The organism is Candidatus Omnitrophota bacterium, assembly GCA_034717435.1.
Taxonomy (GTDB): domain Bacteria; phylum Omnitrophota; class JAUWXU01; order JAUWXU01; family JAUWXU01; genus JAYELI01.
The window spans coordinates 1-12,877 of the sequence record JAYELI010000027.1 but is presented as its reverse complement, the minus strand read 5'-3'; the positions used below and the strand labels follow the sequence as shown (position 1 = coordinate 12,877).

Sequence of the window (12,877 nt, the reverse complement as noted above, 5' to 3'; positions counted from 1 at the left end):
ATTCCCGAAGGGCGACCGAAGGATCTCCCATAAAACCGTGTTTTCTGAGATTCTTCGGCCTTCGGCCTCAGAATGACCTTTTTAGCGTTATTATTTTTAATTTCGGTTAAGGTGTGCACTTTTAAAATTTAAATCGCTCTAAAACTGTGCACTTTTAATTTTTAAATAACACGTTATAGTTTTTTAGTTGACAAGCAAAAAAGATTAATGTATACTTATTTTTGTAGTAAATAATAAGGGAGTAAGCATCTTAGTCCGTAAGGCAAAGAAACACTCGCCTTACGGCTTTTTTTGCTCCAAATCATTTGCTATAATTTTAGCGAAAGGAGGATAAGTAAGTAATGCCAAAAGGAAAAGTAAAATGGTTCAGCAACCAGAAAGGTTATGGATTTATTACTCCTGAATCAGGTAACGATGTATTCGTGCATCACAGCGCGATTCAGGGTGAAGGCTATAAAACGCTGGACGAAGGCCAGGAAGTCGAGTTTGAAATCGAACAAGGATCCAAAGGCGAACAAGCTGTAAACGTAGTAAAAGCATGACCAAGAAATAAACGAGGCCCGGTATCTACAGCCGGGCCTCGTTTATCCTTTTCTATATTCACCTTCCAGTGTTAACATTTATTAACCTTTAAATTATGAACATCGGAATACCCAGAGAAATAGCTGCTAAAGGTAAAGAAATAAGGGCCATCCTTCTGCCGCGCGAAGTCAAAAAGATAGTTGATGCCGGCCACAGGGTTCTGGTAGAAAAAGACCTGGGAGCAAGGATCCATGCCGGCAACCCGGCATACGCGCAGAGCGGGGCAGTAATCACCAAAAACAGGCAAAATATCTTCCGGCAGGACATAGTGGTCAAATTAAAACCGCCCCTGCCCCGGGAGTTCAACATGCTGCGGAATAACATCTTATTCTCTATGCTGCATGCCGAACAGAATCCGCAGTATATCAGAATGTTGAAAAAAAACAATTGCCTGGCTATAGCTATGGAACTTATAAAAAACGGGGCGGGCCAGCGCCTGATCCATTGCACAGACATGGCCGGCGAACAGGGAATGTTGATGGCTTTTCACCTTGCCAAGAAAATCCCCGCTGAATGCAGCGTCCTGACCTTGGGCTACGGAGATATTTCCAGCGGCGCCTTGAAAGTAGCATTTGGCCTCGGAGCAAAAGTGAAAATATTAAGGAGATCGGAATATAAATATATCAAGCATTTCGTAAGGAATAAAGATATAATATTAAACGGCATTTCCTGGCCTAAAGAAAAAAGGGATAAAAAACACTACCTGATTACCAGGGACATGCTCTCCCTGATGAATAAGGCGGGCCTGGTCTTAGATTTATCAGTAGATTATCCCAATCCGATCGAAACCTGCCGGCCTACATTAATCGACAAGCCGGCCTATGTTGTAAACGGCATAACCCACCTAAGCATATTTGGCTATCCAGGACTTGCTCCTATATCCAGCGCAAAGAAATATTCTCAACAGGTTTTACCCATCCTGCTTAAGATCGCCTCCGTTCCTGTTGATAGATTTCCTCCTTATATAAAGCAGGCAGTCATAAAGCCTAATTTCTTATGAAAAAAACTCTCTTGATTATCGGCGATAGAAAAACCAAAAGAGGCAAATTGGATCCTTCACTTAAACAGTTTATTAAACACGCCGAAAAACCAAACGCTAAAAGAAATTTTAACCTGAAAGTTATTGCCTACCAAAATGTCCTGACCGGCAAGCTTCCCGAAATAAACGAAAAATACTTAATAATAATGTTGTTTTTCCCTTTTGAACATTGGAACAAACAAATAGAGGTTTACGACCAGGACAAAAGAGCCTATGGCGACCAGAAGTTCGGCAGTCAGTTCAGCAAGTTTTTTATCGCAGTGGAAAAAATATTAACCAAAAAATACCGCAATAAAAAAATCAGATACGTTAACCCTCCTCAAAGTTGTATTTTAGACAGGGATAAGGCAAAAACCAAAAGCCTGCTTTTAAAAAATAACATTCCGGTCCCTAACGCCTTCGCTGTCAGCAATCCCCGGGCAATAGAAGATCTTATAAAAGAAGGAAAATCTCTCTATCTCAAGCCAAGATTCGGCGCCATGGGTAAAGGAATAACTTATGTATCCGGCCGCCAGGTCGTGACAAATTTTTTATTCAGGCAGGACCGGATCATCAGCCGCCCCTATGATTACAACTGGAGGTTTTCGCGCATCAGCAATAAAAAAAGGTTTTTAAAGAAGCTTCTTTCCAAAGATGTGATCTGCGAAGAAGCAATAGAGCCCGCAACCCACGAAGGCAGAAGGTTTGATTTTCGTATTTATACCATCTACGGCCGGACGCCTTATTTCTACGCAAAATCCGTCGGGGAAAATTCGATAGTCACCAACTGGTCACAGGGAGGAAGGATCGAAAAAAAGAAGTCCTTTTACCAGCACATTCCCAAAAGTAAAATAAGACTGATGTTGTCTCTGGCTAAAAAGACCGCGCGGACTCTGGGATTAAACTATGCGGGTGTGGATATTTTATTTTCAAAGGGATTTGAAAAAATATATGTCCTGGAAGCCCATTCCTTCCCGGCCCATGAAAAAGGTTTTAATCTGACAAAGTTCCTCTCGGAAAAGATCTGACCACACTGAATTTTATTCTATCCCGCAAGCGCAGATAAACCGGCCAATCCTTTTTTCAAACTCTTGCTCAGACATTAAAAACGCATCATTATGACTGCCGCGCATCTGATAAAATTCCTTGGGCCCGGCTGCCTGCTTAAACAGCCTTTGGCCGTACTCAAACGGTACAATCTCATCATCAATGCTGTGGATTATCAGCTTGGGCACAGTAAGTTCTTTGATTTTGGAAACATTATCATACCTCATCGTAATTATATGCTTAATGGGAAGATAAGGATACATCAGTTTGCCCATTTCCAGGGCAGAAGTAAACGCGCTTTCTGAGATCAATGCGCGGGGCTTGACTTTTAAAGCTAAATCAATGGCAACTGCCGCGCCTAAAGATTTTCCATAAATTACGATTTTTTTATGAGCTATATCATTTCTGGAAATTAAATAATCGTATGCCGCCCGAGCATCCAGATATGTTCCCTGTTCGGAAGGCCAGCCCCTGCTCCTGCCGAAACCCCGATAATCAAATATCAGCATATTGAGGTTTAAGCGGTTAAATATCCTGATTATCTCCAGGCGGTGGCTGATATTGCCGGCATTGCCATGGCAGAATAAGACTGTGGCTCTTGGCCGGGCGGCGGGGATAAACCAGGCGTTTATTTTCCGGCCATCGCTGGTTTCAAAATAAATATCTTCGTAATCCAGTCCGATAGAATCGGGCGTAGATTTTATTTCCCCTGCAGGAAAAAACGCATTATGCCTCTCAAACCAGCGGCAGTAAAGGATAACTAACAGAGCTATAACTATTGCCGTTAAAATGTAATTCATTATGTTTCTCACCGGCATCAATACATCTCCTTATCCCGGAGGCCAGTTCAGCTTTCTGCCTCCCAAAAGATGGAGATGAATATGAAAAACAGCCTGTCCGGCGTCAGGGCCGCAGTTAAGCACTAATCTGTAGCCGCCTTGATCTATCTTATTACTCCGGGCTAATCTGTTAGCTGTCAGAACCAGGTTTGAGACTATGAGTTTGTTTTCTTCGCTTAGATCCGATATCTTTTCAATGTGCCGGCGGGGAATGACCAAAATATGGACCGGCGCCTGGGGATTGATGTCTTTAAACGCCACGACTTGTTCATCCCTGTAGACTATCTCGCTTTTTATCGTTCCATCGATTACTTTGCAAAAAAGACAATCTTTGTTCACTCTGCCCCCTTTCCTTTTTTTTTAAAACATCAATTGCCTGGAAATCTCAAAATATACTATCAGGGTCGTGGCATCAACCAGGGTAGTAATAAACGGGCTGGCTGCCACTGCCGGGTCAAACCCCAAACGCTTAAAAATAAGGGGCAATGTCGCGCCTACCATGGTAGCTACAGTAACCACCGTCAGCATGGAAAGCCCAACCGTCAGGCCCAGGAGCGGATCAAATCCCTCAAGTAAAAAAGCGGCAAAATAACCGCTTATCCCGACTAAAGAGCCCATCAAAAATCCTACGGCTATCTCCTTGCGAACCACCTTAAATATCTCCCCGGTCTTTACCTCTCCGATAGCCAGGCCTCTTACGATCAGGCACAAAGACTGTTGTCCGGCATTACCGGCTGAATCCATCAGCATCGGCAGGAACGCGGCCAGCACGATCAGCTGCTGCAGCATATAAGAATATCCCTTAAGCAGTCTTCCGGAGACAAACGCGCCGATTAAAAGAAGAATAAACAGCCAGACTACCCGCCGCTTAACCAGGTTGAAAATAGAAGCCTGGGCATAATTTATCTGGGCTGCTTCTTCCGCCCCGGCGATTTTACCCATTCCATAGATATCCTCGGTAGCCTCCCGGTGAATAACATCCACCACATCATCCACGGTAATAATCCCGACAAGACGATTCTGCCTGTCTACCACCGGCATATCCAGAAGGTCGTATTTGGTGAACATTTTGGCTACCTCTTCTACATCCGTATTTACCCCTACCTTGATCAGGTCCGCGTTAGTTGTGATATCGCGGATAAGAATATCAGGGGGAGCGGTAATCAAGATCTGGAGTGTCACGCCTCCGGCTAATTTATGGGTTTCATCGGTAACATATACTGAATAAATATTGCGGGTCTGGCCTGCCTTAAGCCCCTGTTGGAGGTGAATAATCGCCCGGCGGGCAGTCATCTCTTTTTTAAGCTCTACAAACTCGGTAGTCATCTGGCTACCGGCTGTGTCCTCTTTATAGGCAAGTAGTTTTCTTACATCCTTTACCTCTTCTTCCTTCATCAATGAGAAGAACTTCTTTATCTGCCAGGGAGGTAAATCATTAAATAGCTCTGTGCGTTCATCAGGCGCCATCTCATTCAAAATCTGAGCTACTTCATCACTCTCCAGGTTGCTTAAGAGATAGGACTGTTCTTTGAATGAAAGATGTTCAAAAACCTCTCTGGCCTTTTTAAAGGTCAGGAGCTTAAACAGCAATATTCTTTCCTGCGGGTCAAGATATTTGAAGCCCTCGGCTAAATCCATGGAGTGTATCTGTTTGAGCAGGTTTTTCAAAGAAGAAAAATCCTTGCACTGCAGCAGCTCCTGGACTTCGGGCAAGAAAAGGGCGAATATATCGAAAGTTGACTTGGACCGATTGTAGCTGGTTATCCTATTCATTCCTGCCTCCGGTAAAACTCCGGTTTATTATACCCTTTAAAATAAGAAATGACAACCCTCTTTTGCTTAAATAAGCTCATAGCTGACAGCTCATAGTCAGTGAGCCGGAAGACGAGGAACAAGCTTGGGTTACCGCCGCGCATCCGTGTGAATCCGTAACAAAATCCGCGTGTATCCGTGTCTTATATAAAATATCTTACTTTATCTTAAAGAATAGTGTAAAATAGGGAATAAACCGGGAAGTCACAGTGTCTAATCTATGGAAATCGGAATGGAAGACGCCAAACTAATAGAAATGTTTATCTCCGGAAACCAAAGGGGATTTGAAATGCTGGTTAAGAAGCATCAGAACCGGGTAAATAACATCGTATATTCGCTGACCGGTAGTATTGACAGCGCTGATGACATCAGCCAGGAAGTGTTTATCAAAATATATAAAAATCTTTCTTCGTTCAGAAAAAAAGCGAAATTTTCAACCTGGCTATACCGCATCACGGTAAACACGGTTTATACTTACCTAAAGAAGCAAAAAAGATACATCCCTCTGGATCTCGGCCGGATCCCGGATGTTTCCGGCAATATAGCGTCAAACGGTTTAGGCTGCAGAGAAAAACAGCGACTATTAAAAAGAGCGATAGAACAATTGCCGTTTAATTACCGCAGTGTTGTCATACTGAAAGATATTGAAGGCCTTTCTTACAAGAATATTGCTAAAAGTTTGGGATGCCGTATCGGAACTGTTGAATCAAGGTTGTTCAGGGCACGGCGCTTGTTGAAAAAAATGCTCGTGGAGGATAAAAATGAATTGTCAAAAAGTAAAAAAGATCCTGGGCAGGTATCTGGACAAAGAATTAACCGACCAGCGGATCATTGGCCTGCTTAAAGAACATCTTGACCAGTGCGCTAGCTGCAGCCGGGAGCTGGACTCTTTGATCCTGATAAAAAATCTTATCCTGCGAAAAGAGGCCTTACCCGCCGGGGAAGATTTTTGGCTCAGGCTTAAAAACCGGCCGGAGATAAATCCCGCTCCTTCAGCCGTGCAGTGGGTAAGCCAAGCCGGAGAAATGGCCAGAAGAGTAATCCCCGCTCCAATAGCGATTATGGTCTTGATCATCGCATTGCTGTTCGGAAAGGCCAACGGCTCAGATTATCTCAACGAGTATATATTCGAAGACCTGGGCTATCAAGAGATAGCCATGTTAGAGGAAGACTTTGATTTTACCAGCTGGCTGGTTAACAATGGATCATAAAATTCAAGGAGGTGCGTTAAAGTGAAAAAAGCAGCTATTTACATAGCAATCTTGGCGGTAAGCTGCGCAGGTTTAGGAACAGCTGCGGGAGTTGCGATGGAAAAAAGATACACCGCTAAACATCTCCCTCAGATAGTAAGGTCGCATTTTGCGAGAGAATACCGGCCGTTCGGCAGAGGGCAGGCAGACCGGCACCCGCAGAGGAAAGGCAGAAAATCAAAAAACGCTTCCCGGAAAGGACCCGGGATTTTAGGCCGGCTCAGCAAACAATTGGACCTATCCGAAGAACAGCAACAACAGATCAAGACGATATTGGAACAAGCCAGGCAAAACGCAAAAGAAACCAGCAAAGCATTCAAAAACCGCCTCAGGCAGATAAAAAAAGAGAGCAGCTCTGAAATTTCAAGTCTCCTCAGCCCTGAACAAAAGGAAAAATTTGAGGAACTGTCGGCGCAGGCTCAAAGAAAAAGACAAGAACGGCAGAAAAAACATAAAAGACACCGAGGAGTTGAAGAAAGACAGTAAAAAATCAAGGATTGATCAGGTTATTATGTTCAGGACCTCGTCATGAATCAAACCATTGGAAGCAATATATCCTGACGACTTAATGTTCCATTTCCCGCCTCTTAAATCCGTTGCCCTGCCCCCTGCCTCTTCTACCAATAACAGGCCGGCGGCAAAGTCCCAGGGCTTATCGCTGAATTCTATTTCCAGATCCACTTTGCCTTCAGCGAGATAAGAAAGACTGCGGGCAGTAGACCCCAGCATCCTGATATTAAAAACCTTATCAGCGATCTTGCCCAAAGATTCAATCATCAGCTTTTTATTATAACGGATAGTGCTGTCATAAAGCATGGTAACCTGATTTAAAGGCCTTTTAGAAACCTCCATTCTCCTGTCATTACAATAAGCGCCTTTGCCTTTTTCAGCAAAATAAAATTCTCCGGCCAAAGGCATATATACAGCCCCTAAGACAACCTCATTCTTAAACTCTACAGCAATGGATGTCCCAAAAATGGGTATTTTTTTGATATAGTTGTGCGTCCCATCCAGAGGGTCGATCACCCATCTGAACCCTTCAGCCAAAGCAACAGCCCATGGATCAGAACCAACAGCCTCATCTTCCTCGGAAAGAATGTCATCTTCGGGAAAATTCTTCTTGATCAACTCAAGAATCTTTTTTTCGGCCTGGATATCAATATCAGTTACCAAACTCCAATCCTCCTTGTTTTTAACCGTAAGGGGCCTGCCAAAATTATCCCCGAGTATCGCACCTGCCTGCCTGGCCATTTTAATCAACAACTCTTTCCTGCCCCCAAGATCAAGCGCCATCTTTAGAATTCTCCTTTCCTGCTTCGCTTCCCGAATATCCCTGTTCCCACCCTTATTATATTTGCCCCTTCTTCTACAGCAACCTGATAAGAACCGGTCATTCCCATAGAAAGATACTTCATCTCAATCCCGGCTAAATCAAGGATTTTGATCTCCTGAAATAATTTTTTTACAACCTTAAAACATTGCCGGTAGTCCTCAGGATTATCGAAATACGGGCCCATAGTCATAAGCCCTTTTATTTTTAAAACAGAAAGGCCGGAGATTTGCTTTATCAAAGCCAGGGTATTTTGCGGAAGCACACCATACTTTTCTGTTTCCCGGCCGCTGTTTACCTCGATTAGTATCGGCATTATTTTGGAAGCCTGCCGGCATTTCTTATCGATTTCCTTTGCCGTCTCAAAGGAATCCACGGTTTCGATCATATCAAATATCTCTACCGCCTTTTTCACCTTATTTTTCTGAAGATGGCCCAAAAAGTGCCATTTTACTTTTCTACCAATCACCTTAAAAGCTTCCAGCGCCTCCTGGACATAGTTTTCACCGACTATCTTTATACCCCCCTCTATTGCCTCTAAAACCTCCTCCGGGCTCCTTCCCTTAGCGGCAGCCACCAACTCTACGCCTTCAGGCAGCCGGCTTAATATCTTCTTTGTTTTTTCTTTAATCATCTTCTGATAAGCAGCTTCATTCGTTGCAGCAACCCTGCATAATCAATAATTAACTTCCCGTTTAAGTGGTCTATCTCGTGTTGAATGACCCTGGCCATTAAGCCCTTAGCTTTAACCTCTACGGCTCTGCCTTCTTCATTTAAACCTCTGGCCTCTATTTCAAACGGCCTTTTTATTTCTACACTAAGGGCGGGCAGGCTTAAACAACCTTCAACCATTTTATTAGACCCCTTAACTTTAACAATCTCCGGGTCAGCCAGCTTAATTACAGCCTCGCCAATCTCAGCAACCATAAGCCTCCGGGCTATGCCGATTTGAGGGGCGGCCAGGCCAATCCCTTTAAAAGTATGCATAGTAAAAAGCATGTCCCGGAAAAGAGCTTTTTCCCGATAAGTTATTTCTTTAACGGACTCGCACTTTTTTCTCAATACTGAATCAGGATATTTTCTAATCTCTAAAATTCCCATAATACTCCATTAACTGAATAATACTTTTTGTGTTTGTATGCAAATCAACCTACCTTTTAAAGGCCTGTGTTGTTTGTGCTTTTCAAGATGGTATCCCCGACTTTACATCCGATATCCCGGGCCAGCACCGGACATTTCGCCTTGAACAGAAAAAATATCGGCCTTTTCTCTCTATTCAGCGCTTCAAAATTTCCCTGGCCTTTGCTGATAATCAATTCTGCCCGGCTGTAAAGGTCAAGAAATTCCTTTGAACATAAATCCAGAATCGTCCCCGGCGCGTCCGAACCGCTCGACATGACCTTAGCTATCTGCTGAATTCCGCAGGCGCAGGCATCTTCTATTAAAGCATCGTTAATTATCGGCTTTTCCTTTACCGCATAAATGACTTTTTTGCCAAGCTCTTCAATTAACACCCGGTCAAAAACAACCTCTCCGGAATTATCAGCCAGATAAAGAACCTCTTCAACCCTGCCCAAAGCGCTTTTAAAATCCGGGTAGTCAAATATAGGTTTTTTGTGGTCATTATGAATGTCAAAATCTCCGTTTAAAAATTTTTCCACCTCTTTCTCGATCTCCAAAGAATTCTTTACTCCATAGTCAATAATATTGCCGGCAATGGCCAGCTCCGCGGCAGTCAGGAGCCTGTCATCTGAGGACTCCACCTTTTTCTTTAAGCCCGGATAAAGAGAAAGCGCAAGAGCGTTGCTTTTTTGTTTAATTTTTTTAAACGGGTCATTTACGCCGGTTGATTCCGCGATCAACCCGTAAATGATCCTGCCCATAAGCGGGGGACAGGACTCTAAAGAAAAATCGGATATTACCCTGCTAAGTTCCATCAATATCTTTTTTTGCGTCTTTTCGTCCGCCCCGGCAAGCCTTGCGGTTTCAAGGGCCTGCTTAAAAAAACAGGGAATACAGTCTAAGTAGGTCTTCATACTTGCTTACCCCTTCTTTTTAAAGTATCCTTTGTGCTGATAGATAAAACCTGCTTGTGTTTTTTATCATAAACAGAAACCGTATTCAATCCCTTAAAATACCCTTTTATGTCAAAAAGTTCTTTTCTGGTCAACGGCCTGACAGCAGACAGCCTTAAAGGAGTATTAATTTGAATTTCGTCCGGTTTGACCTCCTTTGCAAACCTGCTGAGCTCCTTAGCCAAAGATTTATTCTGCTCTACAAACATTATTTGCAATGCCAGCTTGCCGGTATATTCCTTTCTGAATTGTCTTATGCCGCGCAGAATATCTTTGAACTCTACATTTTTTGCCGGCCTGTTTATTTCCCGCAAAGAAGCCTGCGAACAAGCATCCATCTTCAGGCATACAAAATCTATTGGCAGTAATTCTTTCCTAAAATCCCGATTGCCCATTAAACAAGAATTGGTCAGTATTGCCAGGGGTTCAGAGCGTATTAACCTTATTTCTTTGATAACCTCGGTTAAATTAGCCGCCAGGCCGGGTTCGCCCCGGCCGGAAAAAGTAATGTAATCTATCGGAACGAAAGGCAAAGACCTTATTTCTCTAATAACCTCTTTTGCGGGGACATATACTTCCCTTTTCGTTGTATATCTCTCTGTCGCCCCCAGCTGACAATAGATGCAGTCAAAATTACATATCTTTTTTTGCCGGGAAAGCAGGTCTACCCCCAAAGAACTCCCCAACCTCCAGGAAGGCACCGGCCCATAGATATATTTAAAATTTTTCTTTTCCATACCATACAAAGCACCCACTCACACCTCGCAGGTGTGAATGGGTTATGACTCAAATATAAAACAAAAGTGAGCACAATTTCCTTGCTTATTATATGCCCACTTACCGGTTTCGTCAATTCAATTATTTTTTTTAGAAGTCTCTAATTTTAAAGTCTGTGCTTAGCCGCTCCCAAAACAACCGCCAAAGAAAACAATATAACAATCACCAGCATCATTATCACCGCGGCCATGTTTTCTTTGACTATTTCTTTGACCTTTTGCAGGGTAATTTTTTCTTTTTCCAGTTTTATGCCTTCTTTACTTTCCTTGACCCGGCCGGTTCTGGCTAAATCAATCTGCTGAGTATAGGCCTGTTTAAATTGAGCGTCTATAATATTGGTTATCATTTTTCTTAACTTCGCATTGTCGCAGACAAACCCGCTGCATCCTGCTTTGTGGTCCTTGACAAGCCCGGCGTGCAGGTTGGCAATGTCTTTTATTATATTTCTATCCGGTTTCCAGTATCCTTTGCGTATGGTCTCCAGCATCACCGCGGTCATCTCTTGTAAAGCATAGGGGTTTTTATCTCTGAAAAATTTTTCTATCCCTAATTTATATTTGTCTTTTACATATATCTTATACAGCCCTTCCCAAATTTCGGTATCTATTGCCTTTGGCTTCATCACGTTCCAGCCATAGGTATTGCGGAAGGTTTCGGCAAATTTTTCCGCTGAAGAAGCGCCGCCTTTTTGAAGCGCCTTGATATATTTGGGATTAAAGATGGTGGTCCGGGTTTCTACCCAGATAGCTGTTTTAAGATTCTGGACAACGGGATTATTTTTGTTGCGCAGGTCGCTGAAATAGGCATCCGGATCAGAGCCGGTAACCTGGCGCACGGCTGCGTTTAATCCGCCCATAAACTCATAAAAATGGTCTAAGGATAACGGCCCATACACGTTTGAAGATCTGGGGTGGACCACGGTATCAGTGTTTTGAAGAGCGGCTTCAAAAGCCCCCGGCTTAAAGGCCCCCCAGTTATCTTTAGTGTAAAAAGCCCCCATATTATTTAAATATTGCTTAGTAATCTCTTTTTCATCTTCCCACCTATCGCCTGACTCTACTAAGCCCATTATACCTGTCCCATAATTACCGTTTACCCCGCCAAAAACCCGGGCTGTTGAAAATAAACGGGCCTCAAGGGGAATTAATCCCCTTTCTTTCATTATCTTTTCTGCCTTAACTGTTCCCTCCCGGACATAGTTTTGGTATTGGCCTCCATCATCTGCTTCAGAGGCCAGCTTTACCGCTTTATTGATCAGGTATATCCGGGATGCGGCAACATCCCTGAATTGTCCTGAGGTCTGAACAACTACGTCTATTCTGGGCCGGTTTAACTTTTTCATCGGGATAAGCCGCACATCGTGAACCACACCCCTGGAATTCCTCACCGGCTCTACACCCAAAAGATACAAGATCTGGGCAATCATTGTGCCCCCTCCCCGGATAAATTCACCTCCCCAGAGACTAAAGGCCGCCTTCTTAGGATATTTTCCAGTCTGCTCTAACTTGGCGGCAATAAGTGCCCGGGCAAGCTTAACCCCGACTTCCCACGATTCTTCTGTGGGAGTCTTTTCAGCATCAATAGCGAACATATTTCTTCCTGTAGGGATAACCTGAGGATTGGAAATGGGGTCCCCGCCGGAAGAAGGAGAAATATACCCGCCGGACAATGCGTTGACAACCGCCTCAAGCTCTGCCTCCGGCGAATCCTTAGTTCCTTTATAGTAGCCGCTAATGGAAAATAAAGTATCCTTGTAAATACGAACAGCTTCCACATACTTTTTTTCCCATTCATCTAATTGGGCTATTTTCTTCTCTATTTTCTCAAGGCTCCCTTTTATAAACTCAAGGGACTTTTTGCTTTTTAATACAGCGGCAATGGCTTGCCCGTTTTGGCTTTTTACAAAGGCAATATCATCAGCCAATTTTGCCGCTTTAAGATAAAACTCCAAATGCTCCTTAAAATCAAGCAAGCCTGATTTATCCCGCTTACCGATATTGTTTTTTAGCGTATCTTTATCGATGGCCATAAATAAGTCCTGCCAATAAGCCTCATTCAAACATTTCCATATTATCTGCTGTTTGAGTTTTTTCTGTTCTTCTTTTATTGCTTCCCGCATCTTTTTATCTTTAAGATAACGAAATACT

General features: G+C 43.3%; 15 protein-coding genes. 6 read left to right on the top strand and 9 right to left on the bottom strand.

The window, feature by feature from the left end:
• Positions 1-341: 341 nt before the first annotated feature.
• From U9Q08_02010 to U9Q08_02000, 3 genes are all read left to right on the top strand, one after another.
• Entirely contained in the window at positions 342-542 is a 201-nt protein-coding gene (locus U9Q08_02010) for a cold-shock protein (GenBank protein ID MEA3328505.1), read from the top strand.
• Between the two features lie 95 nt (positions 543-637).
• On the top strand, positions 638-1,582 hold the full coding sequence (locus U9Q08_02005; GenBank protein MEA3328504.1) for a hypothetical protein: 945 nt from the start codon (positions 638-640) through the stop codon (positions 1,580-1,582).
• On the top strand, positions 1,579-2,628 hold the full coding sequence (locus U9Q08_02000; GenBank protein ID MEA3328503.1) for a hypothetical protein: 1,050 nt from the start codon (positions 1,579-1,581) through the stop codon (positions 2,626-2,628). The genes U9Q08_02005 and U9Q08_02000 overlap by 4 nt, the downstream gene beginning before the upstream one ends.
• A 12-nt stretch (positions 2,629-2,640) precedes the next feature.
• Here the strand turns inward: U9Q08_02000 and U9Q08_01995 are convergent, their stop codons facing one another.
• Genes U9Q08_01995 through mgtE form a run of 3 tightly spaced genes read right to left on the bottom strand, consistent with a single transcriptional unit; the run spans position 2,641 to position 5,259 of the window.
• The gene (locus U9Q08_01995; protein MEA3328502.1) at positions 2,641-3,447 is read right to left on the bottom strand and encodes an alpha/beta hydrolase; all 807 of its coding nucleotides are present in this window, start codon (positions 3,445-3,447) and stop codon (positions 2,641-2,643) included.
• 30 nt (positions 3,448-3,477) lie between these two features.
• A complete protein-coding gene (locus U9Q08_01990) occupies positions 3,478-3,825 on the bottom strand; it encodes a histidine triad nucleotide-binding protein (GenBank protein MEA3328501.1) in 348 nt (115 codons plus the stop codon).
• A 21-nt stretch (positions 3,826-3,846) separates the two neighbouring features.
• Entirely contained in the window at positions 3,847-5,259 is a 1,413-nt protein-coding gene (gene mgtE / locus U9Q08_01985) for a magnesium transporter (protein ID MEA3328500.1), read from the bottom strand.
• 259 nt (positions 5,260-5,518) lie between these two features.
• Here mgtE and U9Q08_01980 point away from each other — a divergent pair, with 259 nt between their 5' ends.
• The 3 genes from U9Q08_01980 to U9Q08_01970 are packed head-to-tail and all read left to right on the top strand — an operon-like array spanning position 5,519 to position 7,034.
• Positions 5,519-6,142, top strand: a complete 624-nt coding sequence (locus tag U9Q08_01980; protein MEA3328499.1) for a sigma-70 family RNA polymerase sigma factor — start codon at positions 5,519-5,521, stop codon at positions 6,140-6,142.
• Positions 6,060-6,509: a zf-HC2 domain-containing protein gene (locus tag U9Q08_01975; GenBank protein ID MEA3328498.1), complete on the top strand. Its 450-nt coding sequence runs from the start codon at positions 6,060-6,062 to the stop codon at positions 6,507-6,509. The genes U9Q08_01980 and U9Q08_01975 overlap by 83 nt, the downstream gene beginning before the upstream one ends.
• Positions 6,510-6,530: 21 nt before the next feature.
• Positions 6,531-7,034: a hypothetical protein gene (locus tag U9Q08_01970; GenBank protein ID MEA3328497.1), complete on the top strand. Its 504-nt coding sequence runs from the start codon at positions 6,531-6,533 to the stop codon at positions 7,032-7,034.
• A gap of 15 nt (positions 7,035-7,049) precedes the next feature.
• Here U9Q08_01970 and U9Q08_01965 read toward each other — a convergent pair whose 3' ends face one another.
• The 6 genes from U9Q08_01965 to U9Q08_01940 form a co-directional block, all read right to left on the bottom strand.
• Positions 7,050-7,841: an inositol monophosphatase gene (locus U9Q08_01965; protein ID MEA3328496.1), complete on the bottom strand. Its 792-nt coding sequence runs from the start codon at positions 7,839-7,841 to the stop codon at positions 7,050-7,052.
• A gap of 2 nt (positions 7,842-7,843) precedes the next feature.
• A complete protein-coding gene (locus U9Q08_01960) occupies positions 7,844-8,512 on the bottom strand; it encodes a YggS family pyridoxal phosphate-dependent enzyme (GenBank protein MEA3328495.1) in 669 nt (222 codons plus the stop codon).
• Complete coding sequence (def, locus tag U9Q08_01955; GenBank protein ID MEA3328494.1) at positions 8,509-8,979, bottom strand: peptide deformylase; 471 nt, start codon at positions 8,977-8,979, stop codon at positions 8,509-8,511. Before def ends, U9Q08_01960 begins: the two co-directional genes overlap by 4 nt.
• 56 nt (positions 8,980-9,035) lie before the next feature.
• Complete coding sequence (locus tag U9Q08_01950; GenBank protein MEA3328493.1) at positions 9,036-9,914, bottom strand: ARMT1-like domain-containing protein; 879 nt, start codon at positions 9,912-9,914, stop codon at positions 9,036-9,038.
• Positions 9,911-10,690, bottom strand: coding sequence for a radical SAM protein (locus U9Q08_01945; GenBank protein ID MEA3328492.1), 780 nt, complete (start codon positions 10,688-10,690; stop codon positions 9,911-9,913). Before U9Q08_01945 ends, U9Q08_01950 begins: the two co-directional genes overlap by 4 nt.
• Positions 10,691-10,836: 146 nt before the next feature.
• The coding region (locus U9Q08_01940) for a cobaltochelatase subunit CobN (GenBank protein ID MEA3328491.1) at positions 10,837-12,877 on the bottom strand (2,041 nt) is incomplete at its 5' end.

What these genes read in the sequence shown, in the direction of transcription:
- U9Q08_01995 (MEA3328502.1), bottom strand. Translation starts at nt 3,447, where the DNA reads ATGAATTACATTTTAACGGCAATAGTTATAGCTCTGTTAGTTATCCTT.
- U9Q08_02000 (MEA3328503.1), top strand. Translation starts at nt 1,579, where the DNA reads ATGAAAAAAACTCTCTTGATTATCGGCGATAGAAAAACCAAAAGAGGC.
- U9Q08_01965 (MEA3328496.1), bottom strand. Translation starts at nt 7,841, where the DNA reads ATGGCGCTTGATCTTGGGGGCAGGAAAGAGTTGTTGATTAAAATGGCC.
- def (MEA3328494.1), bottom strand. Translation starts at nt 8,979, where the DNA reads ATGGGAATTTTAGAGATTAGAAAATATCCTGATTCAGTATTGAGAAAA.
- U9Q08_01980 (MEA3328499.1), top strand. Translation starts at nt 5,519, where the DNA reads ATGGAAATCGGAATGGAAGACGCCAAACTAATAGAAATGTTTATCTCC.
- U9Q08_02005 (MEA3328504.1), top strand. Translation starts at nt 638, where the DNA reads ATGAACATCGGAATACCCAGAGAAATAGCTGCTAAAGGTAAAGAAATA.
- U9Q08_01960 (MEA3328495.1), bottom strand. Translation starts at nt 8,512, where the DNA reads ATGATTAAAGAAAAAACAAAGAAGATATTAAGCCGGCTGCCTGAAGGC.
- U9Q08_01975 (MEA3328498.1), top strand. Translation starts at nt 6,060, where the DNA reads ATGAATTGTCAAAAAGTAAAAAAGATCCTGGGCAGGTATCTGGACAAA.
- mgtE (MEA3328500.1), bottom strand. Translation starts at nt 5,259, where the DNA reads ATGAATAGGATAACCAGCTACAATCGGTCCAAGTCAACTTTCGATATA.
- U9Q08_02010 (MEA3328505.1), top strand. Translation starts at nt 342, where the DNA reads ATGCCAAAAGGAAAAGTAAAATGGTTCAGCAACCAGAAAGGTTATGGA.
- U9Q08_01950 (MEA3328493.1), bottom strand. Translation starts at nt 9,914, where the DNA reads ATGAAGACCTACTTAGACTGTATTCCCTGTTTTTTTAAGCAGGCCCTT.
- U9Q08_01945 (MEA3328492.1), bottom strand. Translation starts at nt 10,690, where the DNA reads ATGGAAAAGAAAAATTTTAAATATATCTATGGGCCGGTGCCTTCCTGG.